The sequence below is a fragment of the Micromonospora sp. CP22 genome (assembly GCF_009712475.1).
GTDB lineage: Bacteria > Actinomycetota > Actinomycetes > Mycobacteriales > Micromonosporaceae > Micromonospora.
In genome coordinates this window covers 17,064-35,246 of the sequence record NZ_VCJO01000020.1, presented here as the reverse complement: position 1 = coordinate 35,246, position 18,183 = coordinate 17,064, and the positions used below count along the sequence as shown (strand labels likewise).

The following is an 18,183-nucleotide window of genomic DNA, read 5'->3' as shown; positions in this document are numbered from 1 at the left end:
GCCGCGTACCGACAGTTCCTTCTGGGCGGTCGGTGTCGGGCGGGCTGGATGGTTCCGCCGAGGCCGCCACTACTGCGGCGCGACTATTGCACTTATGGCAATGTCAGCATATGTTCGTGGCGAGGGCGGACGGAAGGGGCGCGGGTGGGTGCCGGGCACGATCACGGGCAGCAGGTCGCCCGGGCAGGACAGCGTCACCGGGGGCGGCTGTGGGCCGCGTTCGTCCTGCTGGCGGTCTTCATGCTGGCGGAGGCGGTCGGCGCGTGGGTGAGTGGCTCGCTGGCCCTGCTGTCGGACGCCGGGCACATGTTCACCGACGTGCTGGGCATCGGCATGGCGCTCGCCGCGATCACCGCGGCGAGCCGGGCCTCCCGGGACGGTCAGCGCACCTTCGGCCTCTACCGGATGGAGGTCCTGGCGGCGCTGGCCAACGCGGTGCTGCTCTCCGGGGTCGCCCTCTACGTGCTGGTCGAAGCGCTGCGGCGGCTCGACGAGCCACCGGAGGTGCTGGTCGGCCCGATGCTGGTGGTGGCCGTGGGTGGGCTGGTCGCCAACGTGATCGCCTTCCTGTTGCTGCGCGCCGGGTCGACGGAGAGCTTGAACGTGCGTGGCGCCTATCTGGAGGTCCTCGGTGACCTGGTCGCCTCGGTCGGCGTGCTCGTCGCGGCCGGGGTGATCGCGCTGACCGGCTGGTGGTACGCGGACCCGATCGTCGCCGTCGGGGTGGCGCTGTTCATCCTGCCCCGCACCTACCGCCTCGCCCGTGCCGCGCTGCGGGTCCTGGTGCAGGCCGCGCCGCCGCACCTGGACGTCGCCGAGGTGCGCGACGGGTTGCGTGGGCTCGGTGGCGTCGCCGACGTGCACGACCTGCACGTGTGGACCCTGACCTCGGGCATGGAGGTGGCCTCGGCGCACCTGACCCTGGCGGCCGGAGCCGACCTGGCCCAGGTGTTGGCTAGCGCCCGCCGGCTGCTGCACGATCGCTTCAGCATCGAGCACGCCACGTTGCAGGTCGAGCCACGGGACGCCGAGGGCGTCTGCGGCGGCGCCCGCTGGTGAGCGGGTCAGCGCAGCTGGACCACGTTGCCGGTGATCAGTCGCCCGCTCTCCCCGGCGAGGAACGCGATCACCTCGGCGACCTCCTCGGGCTCGGCCACCCCGAGCAGGTTCGGGTCGTTGTCGACGGCGGCGCGTACCTGCTCGCCGACCCAGCCGGTGTCGGTGACCGGCGGGTGCACGGCGTTGGCGGTGATGCCGAACGGCGCGAGTTCACGTGCCGCCGCCATCGTGTAGTTGACCAGGGCCGCCTTGGCGGCACCGTAGGAGACCTCCTCGGGGAACCCGTCGCTGCCACCCGAGGTGAGGCTGATGATCCGCCCCCAGCCGCGCCGCGCGGCGACGTTGCGGCGGGCGAACTCGGCGATCAGCAGGGCACCCGCACGGGCGTCCACGGCGAACTGGGCGTCGAAGGATTCGGCGCTCACCGGCCGCAACGTCCGGCCGTGCTGGTCCACCGTGCTGGGCTTGAAGGTGTCCGCCAGCCAACTGCTGGCGTTGTTCACCAGGATGTCGACCGGGCCCAGCTCACTCTCGGCGATGTCGAACAGCCGGGCCGGGACGGCCGGGTCCGACAGGTCCGCCTCGACCGGCACCACCCGGCCGCCGACAGCGTGGACGCGCTCGATCACCTCGGTCGCGTCGCCGGCCCGGTTGCGCCGGTACGTGTCGGGGATGCCCGGGTCCGGTGGGTCGTCCAGCCGTAGGTAGCTGACCAGTACCGCGGCACCCGAGCGGGCCAGCGCGACGGCGGTGGCCGCGCCGATGCCGTGGTTGGCCCCGGTGACGAGGGCGACCCGACCGGTCAGGTCGGTGGCAGCTGTGCTCGGCAACACGTGGTGGACTCTCCGCTCGAAGACGCCGGGCCGGTATTGGAGGACGCGACCCTACCGGACGAGGCGAGCGTGACGCCCGGCCTTTTCCGGCGGCCGGAACCGGGGTCACGGTGTGGGTACGACCTCCTGCCCCAACGGCCAGATCGCCGCCGGGACGAGCTTGAAGTTCGCCACGCCGAACGGGATGCCGATGACGGTCAGGCAGAGGCTGACACCGGCCACGATGTGCGTGAGCGCCAGCCACCAGCCGGCCAGCAGCACCCAGATGACGTTGGCGATACCCGAGGCCACGCCAGCTCCGGGCTTGGGCACCAGGGTCCGGCCGAACGGCCACAGCGAGTACGACGCCAACCGCAACGACGCGACCCCGAACGGGATGGTGACGACGAGCACGAAACAGATCAGGGCGGCGATGCCGTAGCCGATCGCCAGCACCAGACCACCGCCGAAGATGAGCCAGAGGACGTTCAGCAGGAATCGGATCATGAACCCATGATGACCGCTGCGCGCCACCGGCCACTCAGGCGGTGGCCGGTGGCGCGGGCGGGTCAGCCGGTGACCCCGGTGACGTTGCTGCCGGATCGGGTGACGGTGTAGGTCACCTGCGCCCCGCTCCAGAAGTGGAAGGTGAGCGTGACCGGCGCGCCGTCGCGTACCTCGCCGAAGAAGGTCTCGGTCAGGGTGATCCGATCAGCGGGGTAATCGGGGGCGAAGGCCACGTCGAACTCCTTGAACGACGTCCAGTCGTGCGGCCCGGCGTTGCTGCCGTCGGCGTACCGGGCCTCCATGGTGGCGAGTTGGTCACCACGGAACTGGGTCGGGATGGCGAAGGCGCTGGTCGACCCGGTGGCGTTGGACAGCACCGGAGTGTCGTAGGTGATCACGTCGATCCGCCAGGGCACGCCGGCCGAGAAGCGGGCCTGCAGGCTGGCGTTGACACCGTACGACCGGTCGCCGACCAGTCGGGTCAGTGCGCTCGCGGTGAGGGTGAGCTGATTGCCGGAGATCGTGTAGTCGGTGCCCTGCGTCAGGTCGGTGGTGCCCTGGCGCAATCCGGAGAAGGTGGTGCCGTTCAGGTTGAGGGTCAGCGACTTGGCGGTGATCGAGCCGGTACGCGGCACGTACACCTGGTCGGACGACGCGGTGCCGGAACGGGTCGTCCAGCTCGACCGGATCTGGCCCCACAGCTCCGGGTCCCGCCACTGGAAGGCGACCCGGTCGAAGTGCTGGCCGTTGTCCCACAGCTGGGTGGTGAGCTGCTTGGCGCGCACGTAGTGGCCGAGGAACTCGAAGAACTTGAGCTTCTCGCCCTGTTGGATGGTGCCGGTGTGCCGATCGAAGCCGAGCAGCCCGTACTCGCCGATGACGACCGGGATGCCCCGGGTCACGAAAGCGTTGTGCGCCCGGTCGAACGCGTCGATCAGATCCTGCTGGGTGGTGGCGTCGAAGCGGGTGCCACCGGCGACGTTCACGCTGAACGGCCAGTAGCCGTAGAAGTGCACGGTGGCGATCAGGTTGCGGTCGTCGAGCTGGTTGATCGTCGTGGTCAGCTCGTTGATGCGGGCCTGCTCGGAGGAGGTGTGCAGGGTCGGCAGCACCAGCATCCGGGTGGCGTTGTTGCCGCCGGAGGCGCGTACGATCCGGTGGAAGTTGACGTTCAGCTCGTGGAGCAACTGCGCGTTCTGGGCGTCGCCGGAGCTGTTGGCGAACTGGGGCTCGTTGACGCTCTCGAAGTGCAGCTTCGGCGAGTGGTCCCGGAACGCGGCGGCGATCTGGGTCCAGAGCGCGTTGTAGCGGTCGAGCACCGTGGTCCGGTTCGTCGGCATCTCGTTGATCCACTGCCACGAGTCGTGGTGCAGGTTGATCATGACGTAGAAGCCGTCGTCCAGCGCCCAACCGACCACCTCCTTGACGCGGTTGAGCCAGGCCGCGTCGATGGTGTACGACGGCGCGGGCCCGTGGTGGTTGCTCCAGGTCACCGGGATCCGGATGCTGTTGAAGCCCTGGGCGCGGATGGCGTCGAGCTGCGCCTCGGTGACGCGCGGGTTGCCCCACGCGGTCTCGTCCGCGCCGATCGCGTCGAAGGTGTTGCCGAGGTTCCACCCCGGCTGCATGGCGGCCACGTACGCCATCGGGTCGTCGGCTGGCGGCGGGGTGGTCGGTGGCGGCGGGGTGGTCGGCGGCGGGGTGGTGTCGACGCTGCCGGTGCAGGTGACGCCGTTGAGTGCGAACGTGGTCGGCGCGGTGTTGCTGCCGGACCAGGACCCGTTGAAGCCGAACGACACGGACTGGTTGGTGCCCAGTGCGGCGTTGTAGCCGACGTTGCGGGCGGTGACGTCGTCACCGGAGGAGGTGACCGTGGCGTTCCAGGCTTGGGTGACCCGTTGCCCCGAGGGGAACGTCCAGGTCAGTTGCCAGCCGTCGAGCGGGTCGCCGAGGTTGGTCAGGTCGACGTTGGCGGTGAACCCGCCCGGCCACTCGCTGGGGGCGGAGTACACCACCCGGCATCCGGCCGCCGCGTGGGCGGCTCCGGCGTTGATCAGCCCGACGCCGGCGAGTAGTGCGGCGACGCTGCTGGCGACCAGGCCGAATCGCCAACGTGTCCTGCGTAGTGTGCCCTTCAGCCCAGCCATGACGCTCCTCGCATGGTGATGGTGTCGACGGGTGGCTGGCCGGGCGTCGCCGGGCCACCGGAAACATCCGGCCGGCTCGCACAATAAGTTTGGATCCACAACTTTGTCAATCGACGAAATGCGATGCTTGGGGCCTCCGCCCAGGTGGGGACAAGTGTTCTCGCGGTGAGTCGATCGCGCCGTCGTGCCGATGCCGGGATCTGGGGTGTGGATCGGGACGGTGCCGGCCGGCGGAGGCAACGGTGCTCCCGGGTGGCGAATGAGCGCAGCCCGGCGGGGTAGTCGGTGGCGTGGCGGCGGTGAGGGGAAGCGCAGGTCATGCGGCCGGCCGGGTCAGGGCCGTGGTCGCCACGGCGGTCCACCGCCTCAGCCGGCGGATCGGCTGGCGCGAGCGACGCCGGAGCCTGGAGCTGTACGCCATCCTCGCCGTGCAGGCGGGGGTGGCCGCCGCCCTGGCCTGGACGCTGGCACACGAACTGCTCGGTCACCCGTCGCCGGTGTTCGCCCCCAGCGCCGCCGTCGGCACGATCGCCGCCGCGATCGGCCGGCGTACCCGACGGACCGTGGAACTGCTGATCGGTGTGCTGGCCGGGCTCCTGGTGGGTGACGTCCTCATCATGATCATCGGCACCGGTCCGTGGCAGATCGGCACCGTGGTCACGATCGCCATCCTGCTCGCACTGACCATGACCCGGGGTGGGCAGGTGGTCACCCAGGCCGGTGGTACGGCGGTGCTGATCGCCACCCTCGCGCCGATCCAGCGCGGACTGGAACTGCCCCGGATCACCGACGCGATGATCGGGGCGATCTCCGCCGTGGTGGTGGTGGCCGTGCTGCCGGCCAACCCGTTGCGGATCATCCAGCGGGCGGCCCGCCCGCTCTTCGCCGCCCTGATCGAGCAACTGCACAACGCCGCCGACGGCATGTCCAGCGGCGACGGCGCGATGGTGGCCCGAGCCCGGGACGGGCTGTCCCACCTCGGCCCGCAACTCTCACTGCTCAACGACGCGGTCTCCGGTGCGCAGGAGGCGGTGGCGGTGTCACCGGCCCGCTGGCACCGGCGAGCCGAGTTCGAGCACTACCAACGCGGTACCCGCTACATCGACCTGGCGGTCCGGGGCGGCCAGGAGATGCTGCGCCGGGCGGCCACCGCGGTGCACGACAAGGAGCCGGTGCCGGCCGGGTTGGCGGCGGCGGTGCACTACTTCGGCGACGCGCTCGCCCTGTTGCAGGTCGAGGTGGAGAGCAGGCAGCACCCGAGCCGGTCCGAGCAGCTGATCCTCAAGGCGGTCGACCGCGCCGCCGAGGCGTACGACGAGGGGGTCGGCTTCTCCGGCAGCGTGGTGGTGGCCCAGATCCGTACCGTCGCCACCGACCTGCTGCGCAGCCTCGGCTGTCACGACGACGAGGCGGTCGCCGCCGTCCGGCAACGCTTCGAACGGCGGCGTGACGAGGTGGGTCGGCGCACGGACGAACGGCGGGCGGCGTGAGCGGCCCGCCGCCTCACAGCCGACCGGCGACGGTGCGCGCCAGCTCGGTCAGCGGCTTCTGGTACTTCGCCGGGTCGTCCAGCCGGATCAGCCGGATAGCCACCCAGACCCCGGCGGCGTTGACGAAGACCGCGCCCTCCTCCAGGTACGCCTCGTCGCCGATCCCGGACAACGTCTCGAACTCGTGCGCCAGATCGCGGTCGATGTCGAGGATCTTCTTGGCCCCGTCGCCCACGTAGACCTCCACCTGCGCCAGCGGGCCCGACGGCGGCCCGGTGTACGTGCAGGTGTCGCGTACCGCCACCGGCTCCTCCAGCGCGGTGCCGGCCAACTTCTCGGCGTCCGCCCTGGGTACCAGCGCACAGGCGTCGACCTGCGGTGCCGCAGCCGGTGGGTCGACGACCTCGGGGCCCTCGGTGGGCGGTGCCGCCTCCACCACCTCGGTCGTCGGCGGTGGCGCGGCTGCGGGTTCGGCACCGCCACCGCAGCCGGCCAGAACGGCGACGGCGGCGGCCGTCGCGGCGAACCTGAGGTACCTCACAATCGTCTCCTCGTAGGCGCGGCGTCTCACCGGGGCAGGGCGTCGAGCAGTCGGCGCAGCGCCTGCTCGTACCCGTCGGGCTGGGCGCCGAGGCGCTCGAAGCCGCTCAGCGTCACGGTGAAGCTGCCCGCGCCGGCCACCAGCACGGCCTCCGCACCGATGTCCTTGACGGCCAGGTAGCCCTTCCCGGCGTCGAGGTCCGTCACCGTCTGGTAGATCTGCGCGGCCTGCTCGCGCTGGTAGTCGTAGGTCATCTCACCGGCCGCCTGGGAGGCGGTCGTCACGGACAGCACCGCCACCCCCGCGCCGTCGCCGAAGCCGCAGTTGCCGGTGTCGACCATCGACTGGCCGACCAGTTCCGAGATCTGGGCCGCGGTGAACGGGCAGGCCGGGGTCTCGGTGCCGCCGTCGTCGGCGGGCAGGTCCAGGTCCGCCTCGGCGTCCACGCCGGGGCCGGCTTCCGGTGGCGCGGGATCGGTGCTGTCGCAGCCGGTCAGCGTGAGCACGGCCGCGAGCACCGTGGGCAGGATCAGTCGACGCACGGTTCGGTCCCTTCTGACTCCCGGCTTCAACCGGGCCGGGCTGCTCGACCAGGTCCGGCCCGGCGTCGGTGGGCGGTCACCGTGACGGGGCTCGGCTGCCTGCCGCGAGCCGGTGCCGGTGCACCCCCGCAGCCGGTACGCCGGGGTGACGACTCGACGCTACGACCGCGCGGCCGTGGAGGAATCCGGCGTTTCCCTAGCCTTTGGCCGCGCACCCGCCGTCGACGTGGGGGGACGGACCCGATCATCGGATCCACCGACCCGCGCCAGCGCGGCTCCCAGTTCAGCCCGCCGGGAGATGCCCAGTTTCCGGTAGACCCGGGACAGGTTCGTCTCGACGGTCTTCGGACTGACGAACAACTCGTCGGCGATGGCCCGGCTGGTCCGTCCCTGCGCGGCGAGCCGGGCCACCCGCTCCTCCGTGGCGGTGAGGTCCGAGGGCGCGGGCGGACGCCCGCCGAGCCGGGCGGCCTCGGCCCGGGCCCGGGTGGCGAACATCGCCGCGCCCAGGGCGTCGAACTCGGCCGCTGCGGTGGTCAACGCCTCCCGGGCCGGGCGCTTACGGCGCGACCGGCGGTGCACCATGCCCTCGACGAGCAGGCATCTGGCCCGGTCCAACGGCAGCACCTCCGGCGGTACGGCGGCCCGGGCGGCGGCGAGGTCGGCCAGGGCAGCCGACGGGTCGACACCGCCGGCACTGTCGAGCAGGGCGCGGCTGCGCGCCAGGCCCAGCAGCGTCCATGGGCGGGGAAACCGCCGGTGGCGTTCCGCCAGCCGACCCAGGGCGTCGCGGGCCGTCGCCAGGTCACCGGCGCCCACGCAGGCCTCGATCCAGTCGGGCTCGAACCGCTGCGCCAGCGGCTCGGCCAGGCCCACCCGGTCGACCGCCGCGGCGAGCTGGCCGTACCCGGTCGCGGCGTCGGCCAGGCGACCCGCGCAGAGCGCCACGAACGCGCCCAGTTGCAGGTGGATGCGTCGACACCAGTCGTCGTCGAGCTGCTCGCCGAGCCGCATCCCGGCCTCGGCCACCTGCTGTGCCGCGTCGAGCCGGCCCCGCAGCGCGTCGAGCAGCCCGGCCAGCCAGATCTCCGCGGTCGCCTCGGTGCCCAGCAGCTCGCCGAGCTCCCGGGCCGCCGCGATGTGTCGCTCGGCGGTCGACCACCGCCCCGCGAGCAGCTCGGTCTCGCCGAGATGTTTGAGCAGCTCGTACTGGGAGGGTTCGTCTCCCCGTGCCGTCGCCAGGTTCAGCAGCCTGCCCAGCCGCTGCCGGGCCCGCGCCGGGTCGTCGATCGACCTCCACCAGATCGCCGGGATCGTGCCGGCCAACCACGAGGGCTCCGGACCCTCCATCTCCAGCGCCCGGTCGAGCAGCTCGACTCGGGGCGGTTCACCGGCGCGTACCTCGTTGAAGAACAGGTGCAGCAGCGCCGCGGCGAGCAGCGCGCGGTCCCCGCCGGGACCGGTGAGCAGGGCGATGGCCGCCTCGGCGTGGGCCCGCGCCGGATCCGGCAGGTCGACGAAGAGGGCCAGGTGCGCGTGGATCCGGCCGGCCAGCGGGGAGTCGGGGCGGGTCGCCGCCAACGCCCGACCGGCCGCCTCGACCGCGGTGCCGCCGGACTCGTCGGCGCTCCACGCCACCACGGCGCGTAGCAGCAGCGCCTCCGCGCGGATGTCACCGTCGAAGTCGGCGGCCACCGCCTCGGCGGCGACGCGTGCTCCCGGGTGGTCCCCGCAACCGAACCGACACCGCGCCGCCGCCAGCAGCCGGTGGCCCCGGCTCGCCTCGTCGTCGGCCGGGGTGAGCCGCGCCGCCGACTCGTACAGGTTCGCGGCGGGGCCCGGCGCACCCCGCGCGTGCTGCCGGGCGGCGGCTGCGGCGAGCGCGTCGGCCACCACCGCATCCGTCGTGGTGGTGCACAGCGCCAGGTGCCGGACCCGTTCGTCCGGGTCGGCGACCACACCGGCCAGCCGGCGGTGCAGACCACGCCGTACCCCGGGCGGGATGCCGGCGCGGACCGCGGTCGCGTAGACCGGGTGGGCGAAGTCCACGCGTAGCGCACCGACCGTGAGCAGCCCGGCCTCCTCGGCGGCGTCGAACGCGTCGGGGGAGATCCCCGCCGCGACCAGGTCACGCAACAGCGGTACGCCGAGCAGGGCGGCCAGTCGCACGGCCTCCCGGCAGCGGGCCGGCAACCCGGCGAGCACCTCGCCGAGGAGTTGGTGCATGGACGAGGCCACCGGCAGGTCCTGGGTCGGCTCCGGTGGCTGTGGCAGCCGCTGCACCGCGCGGGCCACCTCGATGGCGACCAGCGGGTTGCCGTCGGCCTCCCGGGCGATCCGGGCCAGCAGGGAGCGGCCCAGGGCGGTGCCGACCCGTTCCCTCAGCAGGTGGAGCAGGGCACCCACGCCCAGCGGGGCCAACGGCAGCCGGGTCAGCTGGTGTGGGCCGGTGTCGAGCCCGAGCGGCGCGATCGGCGGCGTCGACGTGGTGTCCGTCCGGCAGCTGACCAACACGGACAGCCCGGGGCCGACCCGGCGCAGGGCGAATCGCAGCGCCCGTTCGCTCGGCCGGTCCAGCCAGGGCGAGTCGTCCACGGCGATCAGCACCGGTCGGCCGGCGGTGCGTGCCATCTCCAACAGCGACCGGGTGGCGGCACCGACCACCCTTTCGTCGACGGTCTCGTCGCTGTCCCGGGTGAGCAGCACCACCTCGGCCGCGACGCGTTGCGGGCGCGGCAGGTCCACCACCAGATCCGCCAGCGGGCTGAGCAGGTCGGCGAGGGCGGCGAAGGGCAGCTCGGCCTCGCCTTCGGTCGGTGCACAGGTCAGCACCGACCAGTCGGCGTTCGTCGCCTCGGTGACCAGTTCTCGTAGCAGCGTCGTCTTGCCGATGCCGGCGGGGCCCTCCAACAGCACCGGCCCCGGCGCGCGCAGTGCGCGCCAGGCCTGGTCGAGCACCCCGTCCCGGCCGACGAGCGTACGCCGCATGGGGCGATTCTGGCACCGGTGTCAGCGGGCGGCCATCGGGCGGACGGTGGTGCGCCACCGGCGGTCGGTCAGGATGATCGTCAGGCGTGCAGGGTGCGGCTGGGCGGATATCCGTAGGTGGCGTGGTAGTGCGCGGTGAACCGGCTGTGGCTGAGGAACCCCCACCGTGAGGCGATCGCCGAGACGGTCTCCTCACGTGGGTCGGCCTGCATCAGCTCGCGGTGGGCCCGATCGAGGCGGACCCGACGCAGGTGCGCCATCGGGGTGGTGTCGAGGTGCCGGCGGAAGGCCAGTTGCAGGGTGCGCAGCGAGACCTGGGCCGCTGCGGCGATGTCGGCGGCACCGATGTCGCGGTCGGCGTACTCCTCGATGAAGGCGGTCGCCCGGCGCAGCGTCGCGGTGGTCGTGGCGCGGGCGTCGGTGATGCTCGGCCAGCCCGAGGTGGTGTTGGGGAAGACCGCGAGGGCCGAGGCCGCCAGCATCCGGGCGGCGTTGGCGATGACCAGCGGCTCGCGGTACGCGTACGGGTTGCTCAGCACGACGTGGTTCAGATAGCCGGTGGTGTGCCGCCACAGTCGGGCCAGCGCCGGTGAGACCGGTGCCAGGCCGGTGAACTGGATGCCCTTCGCCCGGTCGGCGGAGGCACCGCCGGTGACCCGGTCCAGGATGGACAGGTTGAGCAGGCAGGTGGTGACCTTGCCCGGCAGCCAGCGCAGCGCGCAGGGCACGCCGGGAAGGGTGACCAGGAAAACCTCCCCGGGCCCGAACCGGCCGTCCCCGTCGGCGCTGAAGCGGCCGATGCGTCCGTGGACGACCTCGCAGATCACCAGGGCGGTCGGCGGTCCGACATCGATGTCGAGCCGGGTGGACTGGTCCATCGTGTCCAGCCAGAACGAGCCGGCGTCGACCCGGTGGTGCCGGAACCGGTACGGCGTGTCGGCGGCTGCGCGGACGGTGAAACCGGTGTGGTAGGCGGTCGCCAGGAAGTCGTGGATCGTCTCCGGATCGCAGCTGTCGAACCGGTTGACGTCTGGAACCTTCGTCTTCACTACGTCTCCATCGACCTGGACGGAGTGCGCTTCGCTGCGCCGGGACGAGGCCCGGACGTGGTGGATCCGGAGAGCGGTAGTCAGGATTCCCATCGATGGTATCCACAAAGGAAGGACTCCCATGAAGGTTTCGTGACGAAGCGTCCCGTCGGTGGGATCTCATTCGTTGGCGCTGTCAGGGGAGTTTCGTTTTCGGGCTAGCGTGCGCGTTCCGGCGTGCGCGTGCCGCGCTAGCGGTCGACCGTCCGTGGCCGTGATCATGCGAAGGGTGTCGAGCGAGAGGTAGCTGATCGACTAACGGATGAAGGGATGGGGTGTTGGAGACCAAGGATCCGACTGACATCGTCCGACTGGCGACGGCTGAGGCGCTCCGGCGGATCGCCGGGGAGACACTCCTGACCAGCTTCGTGGGATCCCGCATGTCCGCCCTGGGCGGCAGCCTGCGGGACGTGCTGCGCTGTGCGTTGGTGGCCCAGCGGGTGGCCGCACCGAGGCGACTGATCACGCTCTGTCGCGACCTGGCCCTGGGGCCCGACGCCTTCGACCTGTTGGGGCACCACGTGCTGGGTGCGCTGGTCGGGTACCGTCCCGGACCGGACGCCCTGGTCCGGGTGGGCGGGGCGCTCGGGTTGGCCCGCCGGGAGCTGTTCGCCCACCGGTCCGCCGCGCCGGGCGACCCGCCTCGGGCCGCCCCTCGGGTCGGCAGGCGCAACAGTGCCGCCATTCGTTACCGCTCCACCAAGCCACCGGAGCACCTACCCGCACCGCCGAGTTGGACGTGCACCGGCTGCGGGCAGGAATGGCCCTGCGCGGTCAAGCAGAGCCAACTGCTCGCGGAGTTCGGCGGAGCCCGCGCCGCGCTCGCGGTCTACCTGGGCTCGTGTCTGCTCGCCGCAGCCCGGGACCTACCCGGCCTGCCGCTGGCCCGCGCGCGCAACCGCTTCCTCGGATGGCTGCCACGGCGGCCCTTCTGAGCGGGCCCGCCCGCCGGTGTTGAACCGGCGGCGGGCCCGGCACGTGCGGTCGGACCGGGTGCCTCGGCTCGCTCCGGCGGGCTGGTGCACCCGCCCGGGTGGGCCGGTGCACCAGCCCGCGCGGGTGGGCCGGTGCACCGGCCCGGGTGGGCCTGGTCAGACAGGGCCCGATCAGTTGGCCGCCGGCTCGGGTGCCCGGTCGGTGTCGTTCCCGGCTGCTGCCGCCGCGTCGTCCTGGTCGGACTGCTGGTCGGCCGGCTGGCCGGCGAACCAGTTGATGCCGCCCGGCCCCCCGGCCGCCACCGCCGCCGCCGCGCGGGCCACCGGATCCATCAGCGGGCGTGAACCGTGCTCCAGACCGGCACCGAGTTCGCTCGAGCCGGGCCGAGGCTGGCCCGACTGGCCAACTGCACCGTTGCGGTCCGACCCGCCCCGGTCGGCGTCCGCGTTCTCGGCCTGCCCATCGACGGTCGAGGCCGGGTCGTCACCGCCGTGGCCGGCGCGGCCAGACACCATCGGGTACTCCGCGGTCTCGCCACCACCGGCTGCGGCGGCCATGACGGCCGCGGCGGCCAGGTCGGCGACCCGCTTCGCCTCGCGCTGCACCCGGGCCCGGGTCTCCTTGGCGTGCCGCTCGGCGGCCTCGGCCGCCCGGCGCACCTCGTCCAGTCGCTGGCTCTCCGCCACCAGTTCCCGGCTGGTCTCCTCCAGCAACTGCCGCAGCCGGGTCAGGTCGGCCTCGGTGGCGTCCTTGGTCTGGCGGGCCTCGTCGAGCTGCTGCTCGGCCTCGTCCAGCTGCTCGTGCAACTGGGCCAGTGCCTGACGTTGCTCACCGACCTCCAACTGGACGGCGTGCAGCTGCTCCTCGGCTGCCGCGGCCTGCTCGTCGCTGAGCCTGCGGACCTCGGCCGCCTGCTCGTCGGCGCGCTTGCGGATCTCCGCTGAGTACTGCTGGGCGTCGGCGATCATCGAGCTGACCCGCTGTTCGGCGGCGGCCCGCTGGGCGGCCAGCTCCCGCTCGACGGCGGCGCGCTGCTCGGCCAGGTCCTCCTCGGCGGCGGCCCGTCGCTCGGCCATCTCCTCCTCGGCCGTGGCCCGCCACTGCGCCAGCTCCTGCTGGCTCTTCGACCGGGTGGCCTGGATCTCCTGGTGGATCTGGGTACGCGCCGAACTGGTCAACGCCTCGGCCGCCGAGCGGGCCTGTTCGATCTGCTGTCGGCACTGTTCGCCGATCCGCTGCGCCTCCTGTTGGGCGCGCTCGTGTGCGGCCTCCCCGTCGGCGCGCAGCTTGTCGGCCCGTTCCCGGGCCTCGGCCAGCTCCGCGTCGGCCGCCGCGCGCAGCTCCTCGTACTTCTTCTCGTGCTCGGCCCGCCGGGCGGCCAGTTCCTCTTCGAGGTCGGCCAGCGCCTTGACGGTGCGCTCCCGCGCGTTGGCGAGCGTCTTCTCCGCCTCCGCCTGGAGTTTCGTGGCCCGCTGCGTGTGTGTGTCGATGATCGCCGCAGCCTGCTTCTCGGCCAGGTCAAGAATCTGGCCGACCATCGGGCCCACATCCTGGAAGCTGGCCTTGTCCACTTGCGCCGGTCGCTGTCGCAGCTCGGCGATCTCGCTCTGGACCGCCTGGAGTTTCCCGGTCAGCTCCCGTACGTGTGCCGCCGCCCGGTCCCGTTCCGCCGACAGCGCGGCGATCCGGCCTTCGACCTGTTCGACGTAACGCTCGACCTGTCGTTTCTCGAACCCACGTAGGGTGACCTCGAAGTTCGGCCGCGAGGCCAGGTCGTCGCGGACTGCGAACGGCTCCTCGCCGATGGACATGCCCCATCCTCCGGTGGATCGGTAAATGCCACGCCGGTAGGCCGGCGGCGGATGACGCGCAACGTTACCGCTGCTCCGGCTGCCCTGTCCTCCCACCCTGGTACGGATTTCACGTCGCCGGGCCGGTGGGCCCGTCTCATCCCGTGTCCGATCGGGCAAGGGGATCCGCGCCGTGAGTGGGGAAGTACGTAGCGCGACGAATCAATCCTGTTCACCGGGCGGCGCCGTGTGGGCGAAGTGAAGCCGACCCGCGTCTTGACAGGTACTTAGGTTAGGTTAACCTAACCGCATGTCGAGCGTACTGACGTTGAACGACGCTGAGCAGAGCCTACGCGGTGTTGACCTGTGCCTGGGCTACCACGGCACGACTGTGGTGCACGGCGCAGCGATCACCCTGCGCCCCGGCGCGGTTACCGCTCTCGTCGGTCCCAACGGCAGCGGCAAGTCGACCCTGCTGCGGGCGTTGGCCCGGCTGCACCCGCTCGCCAGCGGCAGCGTCCTCTTCGCCGACGGCATCGCCGCCTCGGGGCTGCCCGCCAAGGAGTACGCCCGCCGGGTCACCCTGCTCGCCCAGAGCCGGCCCATCCCCAACGGCGTCACCGTGCGCGACGTCGTCGGCTACGGCCGCCACCCCTACCGGGGCCGGTGGCGCGCGGACGACCCGGACGGCCCGGCCGCCATCGCCCGCGCGATGGAGGTCACCGGCGTCAGCGCGATGGCCGACCGGCCGGTGGACGAACTCTCCGGTGGCGAACTTCAACGGGTCTGGCTGGCCACCTGCCTGGCCCAGGACACCCCGGTGCTGCTGCTCGACGAGCCCACCACCTTCCTCGACCTGCGGTATCAGATCGGCATCCTCGACCTGATGCGTGACCTCGCCGACGACCACGGCGTCGCGGTCGGCGTCGTGCTGCACGACCTCAACCAGGCCGCCGCGGTGGCCGACGAGGTGGTCCTGCTGCACGGCGGACGGGTCCGCGCCACCGGCACTCCCGCCGAGGTCTTCACCGAACACGACCTGACCGAGACCTACGGCATCCGCATCGAGGTCAGCGCCGACCCGCTCAGCGGGCTGGTGACGACCCGCCCCGTGGGCCGCCACCTGGCCCGAATCCCGGTCTGAGCCCAGACCGGTCACGACTCACCACCCGAGAAAGAACATCATGTCCCGTACCCGTGTTACCGCCCTGCTGGCTGCCGCCACCATGGTGCTGGCCGCCTGCGGCACCACCGAAAACACCAACGAGCCCGAGGCCACCGGTTCCGCTCCCGCCGCCGGCGGCCCGGTCACCGTCGTCGACAGCCGGGGCAAGGAGATCAAGCTCGACGCCCCCGCGACCAAGGTCGTCGGCCTTGAGTGGGGCGAGGTCGAGATGCTGGTCAGCCTCGGCGTCATGCCGGTCGGGGTGGCCGACCCTAAGGGGTACGCGACGTGGGTGAGCGCCGCCAAGCTCGACGAGGGCGTCAAGGACGTGGGCACGCGCGGTGAGCCGAGCGTCGACTCCATCGTGGCGCTGGAACCCGACCTCGTGGTGATGGAGGACGACCGCGGCGCCAACGTGATCAGCCAGTTGGAGAAGTACGTTCCGGTCGTCGTCACCAAGGGCAGTGACGCCTCGGACAACCTCGGTCGGATGCGGTCGGACCTCAACATGATCGCCGCCGCGGTCGGCAAGACCGCCGAGGCGGAGAAGCTGCTCGCCGACTTCGACGCGGCGATCGCCGACGGCAAGAAGAAGATCGCCGACGCCGGTGCCGCCGGCAAGCCGTTCGCCATCGCCGACGGCTGGAAGGAAGGCAGCACGGTCAGCATCCGGATGTTCGGTGAGGGCGCCCTGGTCTCCCAGATCGGCATCCAGTTGGGGCTCACCAACGCCTGGAAGGGCGAGACCGACCCGGCCTGGGGCCTGGGCCAGACCGACGTCGAGGGTCTGACCGGTCTGACCGACCCCGACCTGCACTTCTTCTACAACGCCTCGGACGGCGCGGACGTCTTCGCCGACGGCCTGAACAGCAACGCCATCTGGAAGTCGCTGCCCTTCGTCAAGCAGGGCAACCTGCACCGGATGCCCGACGGAATCTGGACCTTCGGCGGGCCGCTCTCCGGTAAGCAGTACATCGACCAGTTCGTCAACACCTACGCGGTGTGACCACCCTGTCCGCGCCCTCGCGTCCGGAGCCGGCTGTCCAGCCGGCTCCGGACCCGCGCCCCTCGACTCCCCGCCTGGTCGGGATCTTCGTCGGCGCCACCGCGCTGCTGCTGGTGGTCGTGGCGGTGCACCTCACCCAGGGCACCTCCGCCGTGGGTGCGCTCGACCTGCTCCGCCTGCTCACCGGTGGGGACGAGGAGACCGCCCGGGTGCTCGTCGCCTCCCGGCTGCCTCGGCTGCTCGCCGGGCTGACCATCGGCGTCGCCCTCGGTTTCGCCGGTGCGGCGCTTCAGTCGATCGCCCGCAACCCGCTGGCCTCCCCGGACACCCTCGCCGTCAACGCCGGTGCCCACCTGGCCATCGTCTCGGTCGCCGCGTTCGGCATCGCGTTGCCCGCGTTGCCCGCCGGTGGCCTGGCCTTCTGCGGAGGGCTCGCCGCCGCCGGGCTGGTGATGGCGATGTCGTCCGGCGGTCAGGCCGGCACCACCCGGCTGATCCTCGCCGGCTCGGCCACCGCGTTGGCGCTCAGCTCGGTGACCATGCTGCTGCTCCTGCTGTTCGAGCAGGCCACCATCGGCCTGTTCGCCTGGGGCAACGGCTCCCTGGTACAGAGTGACCTCGACGCGCTCACCCAACTCGCCCCGGTGATCGTCGCCTCCGGCGTGGCGTTGATGCTGCTCGGTCACCGCCTCGACATCCTCGCCCTCGGCGACGACACCGCCACCGTGCTCGGCATCGACGTACGCCGGACCCGGCTGATCGTCACCGTGCTGGCCGTGGTGCTCTCCGCCGCAGCGGTCACCCTCACCGGCCCGGTCGGCTTCGTCGGCCTCTGCGCACCGGTGATCGTCCGGCTGCTCGGTCCGCTGGTGCCCGGCGTCCACCGGCACCGGATCCTGCTGCCGCTGTCCGGTATGGCGGGCGTCGTCATCGTCCTCGGCTCCGACGTGCTGCTGCGGGCGATCATGGGTGGCCAGGCCGGTGTGGACATCCCCACCGGTGTGGTGACCACCCTGCTCGGCGCCGGGATCCTGATCTGGCTGGCCCGCCGACACCGCGACGCCGGCCCCACCCGCCGTCCGCCCGGCGGCCACGCGGCCGTGCGTTCCGCGGCGTTCCACCGCACCGTGGTGATCGTCGCCGCCACGGTGACCGCCGGGGCGGTCCTGCTCGGCATGCTCGCCGGGGACACCTGGCTGCTGCTCGGCGACATCGTCAACTGGGTCAACGGCAGCACCGGGCCGGCGTACACCTTCGTGCTGGACCAGCGGTGGCCGCGCGTCGCCGCCGCGCTGCTGGCCGGCGCGGCCCTGGCGGTCGCCGGCACCACCGTGCAGGCGGTCTGCCGCAACCCGTTGGCCGAGCCGGGGATCCTCGGCATCACCGCCGGTGCCGGGTTGGGCGCGGTCTCGCTGCTCACCTTCGTGCCGCTGGCCGGCGTCTGGGCCGTCTCCGGGGTCGCCGGGCTCGGTGCCATGCTGGCCTTCGCCCTGGTGTACGGGGCGGCTTGGCGTGGCGGCCTCAGCTCCGACCGGCTGGTCCTGATCGGGTTCGGCGCCTGGCAGGGCGGCATGGCCATGATCACTTTCATGATCGTCGCCTTCGATCCGTGGAACACCGGCAAGGCCCTCACCTGGCTCTCCGGCTCCACCTACGGGCGAACCGCGACCCAGGTGTTGCCGGTGGCGATAGCCCTGCTGGTGCTCACTCCGGTGGTCGTCGCCGCCCGCCGGGAACTGGACCTGATGACCCTCGACGACGACACCCCACGCGTGCTCGGCGTCCGGCTGGAACGGACCCGACTGATCGCGCTGGGCGCGGCGGCCCTGCTCACCTCGACGGCGGTCTCCGCCGTCGGCGTGATCGGCTTCGTCGGCCTGGTCGCTCCGCACGCGGCCCGAGCCCTCGTCGGCGGCCGACACACCCGGGTGCTCCCGGTCGCCGCCCTGCTCGGCGCCGCCCTGGTCAGTCTCGCCGACACCCTCGGCCGCAGCGTGATCGCTCCGGCCCAGATCCCCGCCGGGCTGGTCACCGCGATGATCGGCACTCCCTACTTCGTCTGGCTGCTGTGGCGTTCCCGCGCCGCCGCCCCACCCCGCTGACGCATCGACC

At 72.2% G+C, this 18,183-nt stretch carries 14 protein-coding genes; 6 read left to right on the top strand and 8 right to left on the bottom strand.

Annotated elements, in window-relative coordinates:
- The first annotated feature begins 144 nt into the window (after positions 1 to 144).
- Positions 145 to 1,059 (top strand): cation diffusion facilitator family transporter, encoded by a 915-nt coding sequence (locus tag FF096_RS22965; RefSeq protein ID WP_309223801.1) that lies wholly within the window; start codon positions 145 to 147, stop codon positions 1,057 to 1,059.
- Positions 1,060 to 1,064: 5 nt separating this feature from the next.
- On the opposite strand, the gene FF096_RS22960 is transcribed toward FF096_RS22965, so the two are convergent.
- From FF096_RS22960 to FF096_RS22950, 3 genes are all read right to left on the bottom strand, one after another.
- The gene (locus FF096_RS22960; RefSeq protein WP_309223800.1) at positions 1,065 to 1,892 is read right to left on the bottom strand and encodes an SDR family oxidoreductase; all 828 of its coding nucleotides are present in this window, start codon (positions 1,890 to 1,892) and stop codon (positions 1,065 to 1,067) included.
- Positions 1,893 to 1,997: 105 nt separating this feature from the next.
- Positions 1,998 to 2,378, bottom strand: coding sequence for a YccF domain-containing protein (locus tag FF096_RS22955; protein ID WP_155221634.1), 381 nt, complete (start codon positions 2,376 to 2,378; stop codon positions 1,998 to 2,000).
- 62 nt (positions 2,379 to 2,440) lie between these two features.
- The gene (locus tag FF096_RS22950; protein ID WP_155221633.1) at positions 2,441 to 4,525 is read right to left on the bottom strand and encodes a cellulase family glycosylhydrolase; all 2,085 of its coding nucleotides are present in this window, start codon (positions 4,523 to 4,525) and stop codon (positions 2,441 to 2,443) included.
- Positions 4,526 to 4,866: 341 nt separating this feature from the next.
- On the opposite strand from FF096_RS22950, the gene FF096_RS22945 reads away from it, so the two are divergent.
- A complete protein-coding gene (locus tag FF096_RS22945; protein ID WP_309223799.1) occupies positions 4,867 to 6,015 on the top strand; it encodes an FUSC family protein in 1,149 nt (382 codons plus the stop codon).
- A 13-nt stretch (positions 6,016 to 6,028) separates the two neighbouring features.
- Here the strand turns inward: FF096_RS22945 and FF096_RS22940 are convergent, their stop codons facing one another.
- From FF096_RS22940 to FF096_RS27370, 4 genes are all read right to left on the bottom strand, one after another.
- Complete coding sequence (locus tag FF096_RS22940; RefSeq protein ID WP_309223798.1) at positions 6,029 to 6,556, bottom strand: hypothetical protein; 528 nt, start codon at positions 6,554 to 6,556, stop codon at positions 6,029 to 6,031.
- A 26-nt stretch (positions 6,557 to 6,582) separates the two neighbouring features.
- The gene (locus FF096_RS22935) at positions 6,583 to 7,098 is read right to left on the bottom strand and encodes a hypothetical protein (RefSeq protein WP_309223797.1); all 516 of its coding nucleotides are present in this window, start codon (positions 7,096 to 7,098) and stop codon (positions 6,583 to 6,585) included.
- Positions 7,099 to 7,257: 159 nt separating this feature from the next.
- On the bottom strand, positions 7,258 to 10,086 hold the full coding sequence (locus FF096_RS22930) for an AAA family ATPase (RefSeq protein ID WP_155221631.1): 2,829 nt from the start codon (positions 10,084 to 10,086) through the stop codon (positions 7,258 to 7,260).
- Positions 10,087 to 10,166: 80 nt separating this feature from the next.
- On the bottom strand, positions 10,167 to 11,135 hold the full coding sequence (locus tag FF096_RS27370; RefSeq protein WP_196222617.1) for a helix-turn-helix domain-containing protein: 969 nt from the start codon (positions 11,133 to 11,135) through the stop codon (positions 10,167 to 10,169).
- 317 nt (positions 11,136 to 11,452) lie between these two features.
- On the opposite strand from FF096_RS27370, the gene FF096_RS26820 reads away from it, so the two are divergent.
- Positions 11,453 to 12,109, top strand: a complete 657-nt coding sequence (locus FF096_RS26820) for a hypothetical protein (RefSeq protein ID WP_230462870.1) — start codon at positions 11,453 to 11,455, stop codon at positions 12,107 to 12,109.
- A 171-nt stretch (positions 12,110 to 12,280) separates the two neighbouring features.
- Here FF096_RS26820 and FF096_RS22915 read toward each other — a convergent pair whose 3' ends face one another.
- Positions 12,281 to 13,921, bottom strand: a complete 1,641-nt coding sequence (locus FF096_RS22915) for a hypothetical protein (protein ID WP_155221629.1) — start codon at positions 13,919 to 13,921, stop codon at positions 12,281 to 12,283.
- A 289-nt stretch (positions 13,922 to 14,210) separates the two neighbouring features.
- On the opposite strand from FF096_RS22915, the gene FF096_RS22910 reads away from it, so the two are divergent.
- Genes FF096_RS22910 through FF096_RS22900 form a run of 3 tightly spaced genes read left to right on the top strand, consistent with a single transcriptional unit; the run spans position 14,211 to position 18,173 of the window.
- Positions 14,211 to 15,044, top strand: coding sequence for an ABC transporter ATP-binding protein (locus tag FF096_RS22910; RefSeq protein ID WP_155221628.1), 834 nt, complete (start codon positions 14,211 to 14,213; stop codon positions 15,042 to 15,044).
- Positions 15,045 to 15,084: 40 nt separating this feature from the next.
- Positions 15,085 to 16,071 (top strand): ABC transporter substrate-binding protein, encoded by a 987-nt coding sequence (locus tag FF096_RS22905; RefSeq protein ID WP_155221627.1) that lies wholly within the window; start codon positions 15,085 to 15,087, stop codon positions 16,069 to 16,071.
- Positions 16,072 to 16,076: 5 nt separating this feature from the next.
- Complete coding sequence (locus tag FF096_RS22900; RefSeq protein ID WP_155221663.1) at positions 16,077 to 18,173, top strand: iron ABC transporter permease; 2,097 nt, start codon at positions 16,077 to 16,079, stop codon at positions 18,171 to 18,173.
- Positions 18,174 to 18,183: the final 10 nt, after the last annotated feature.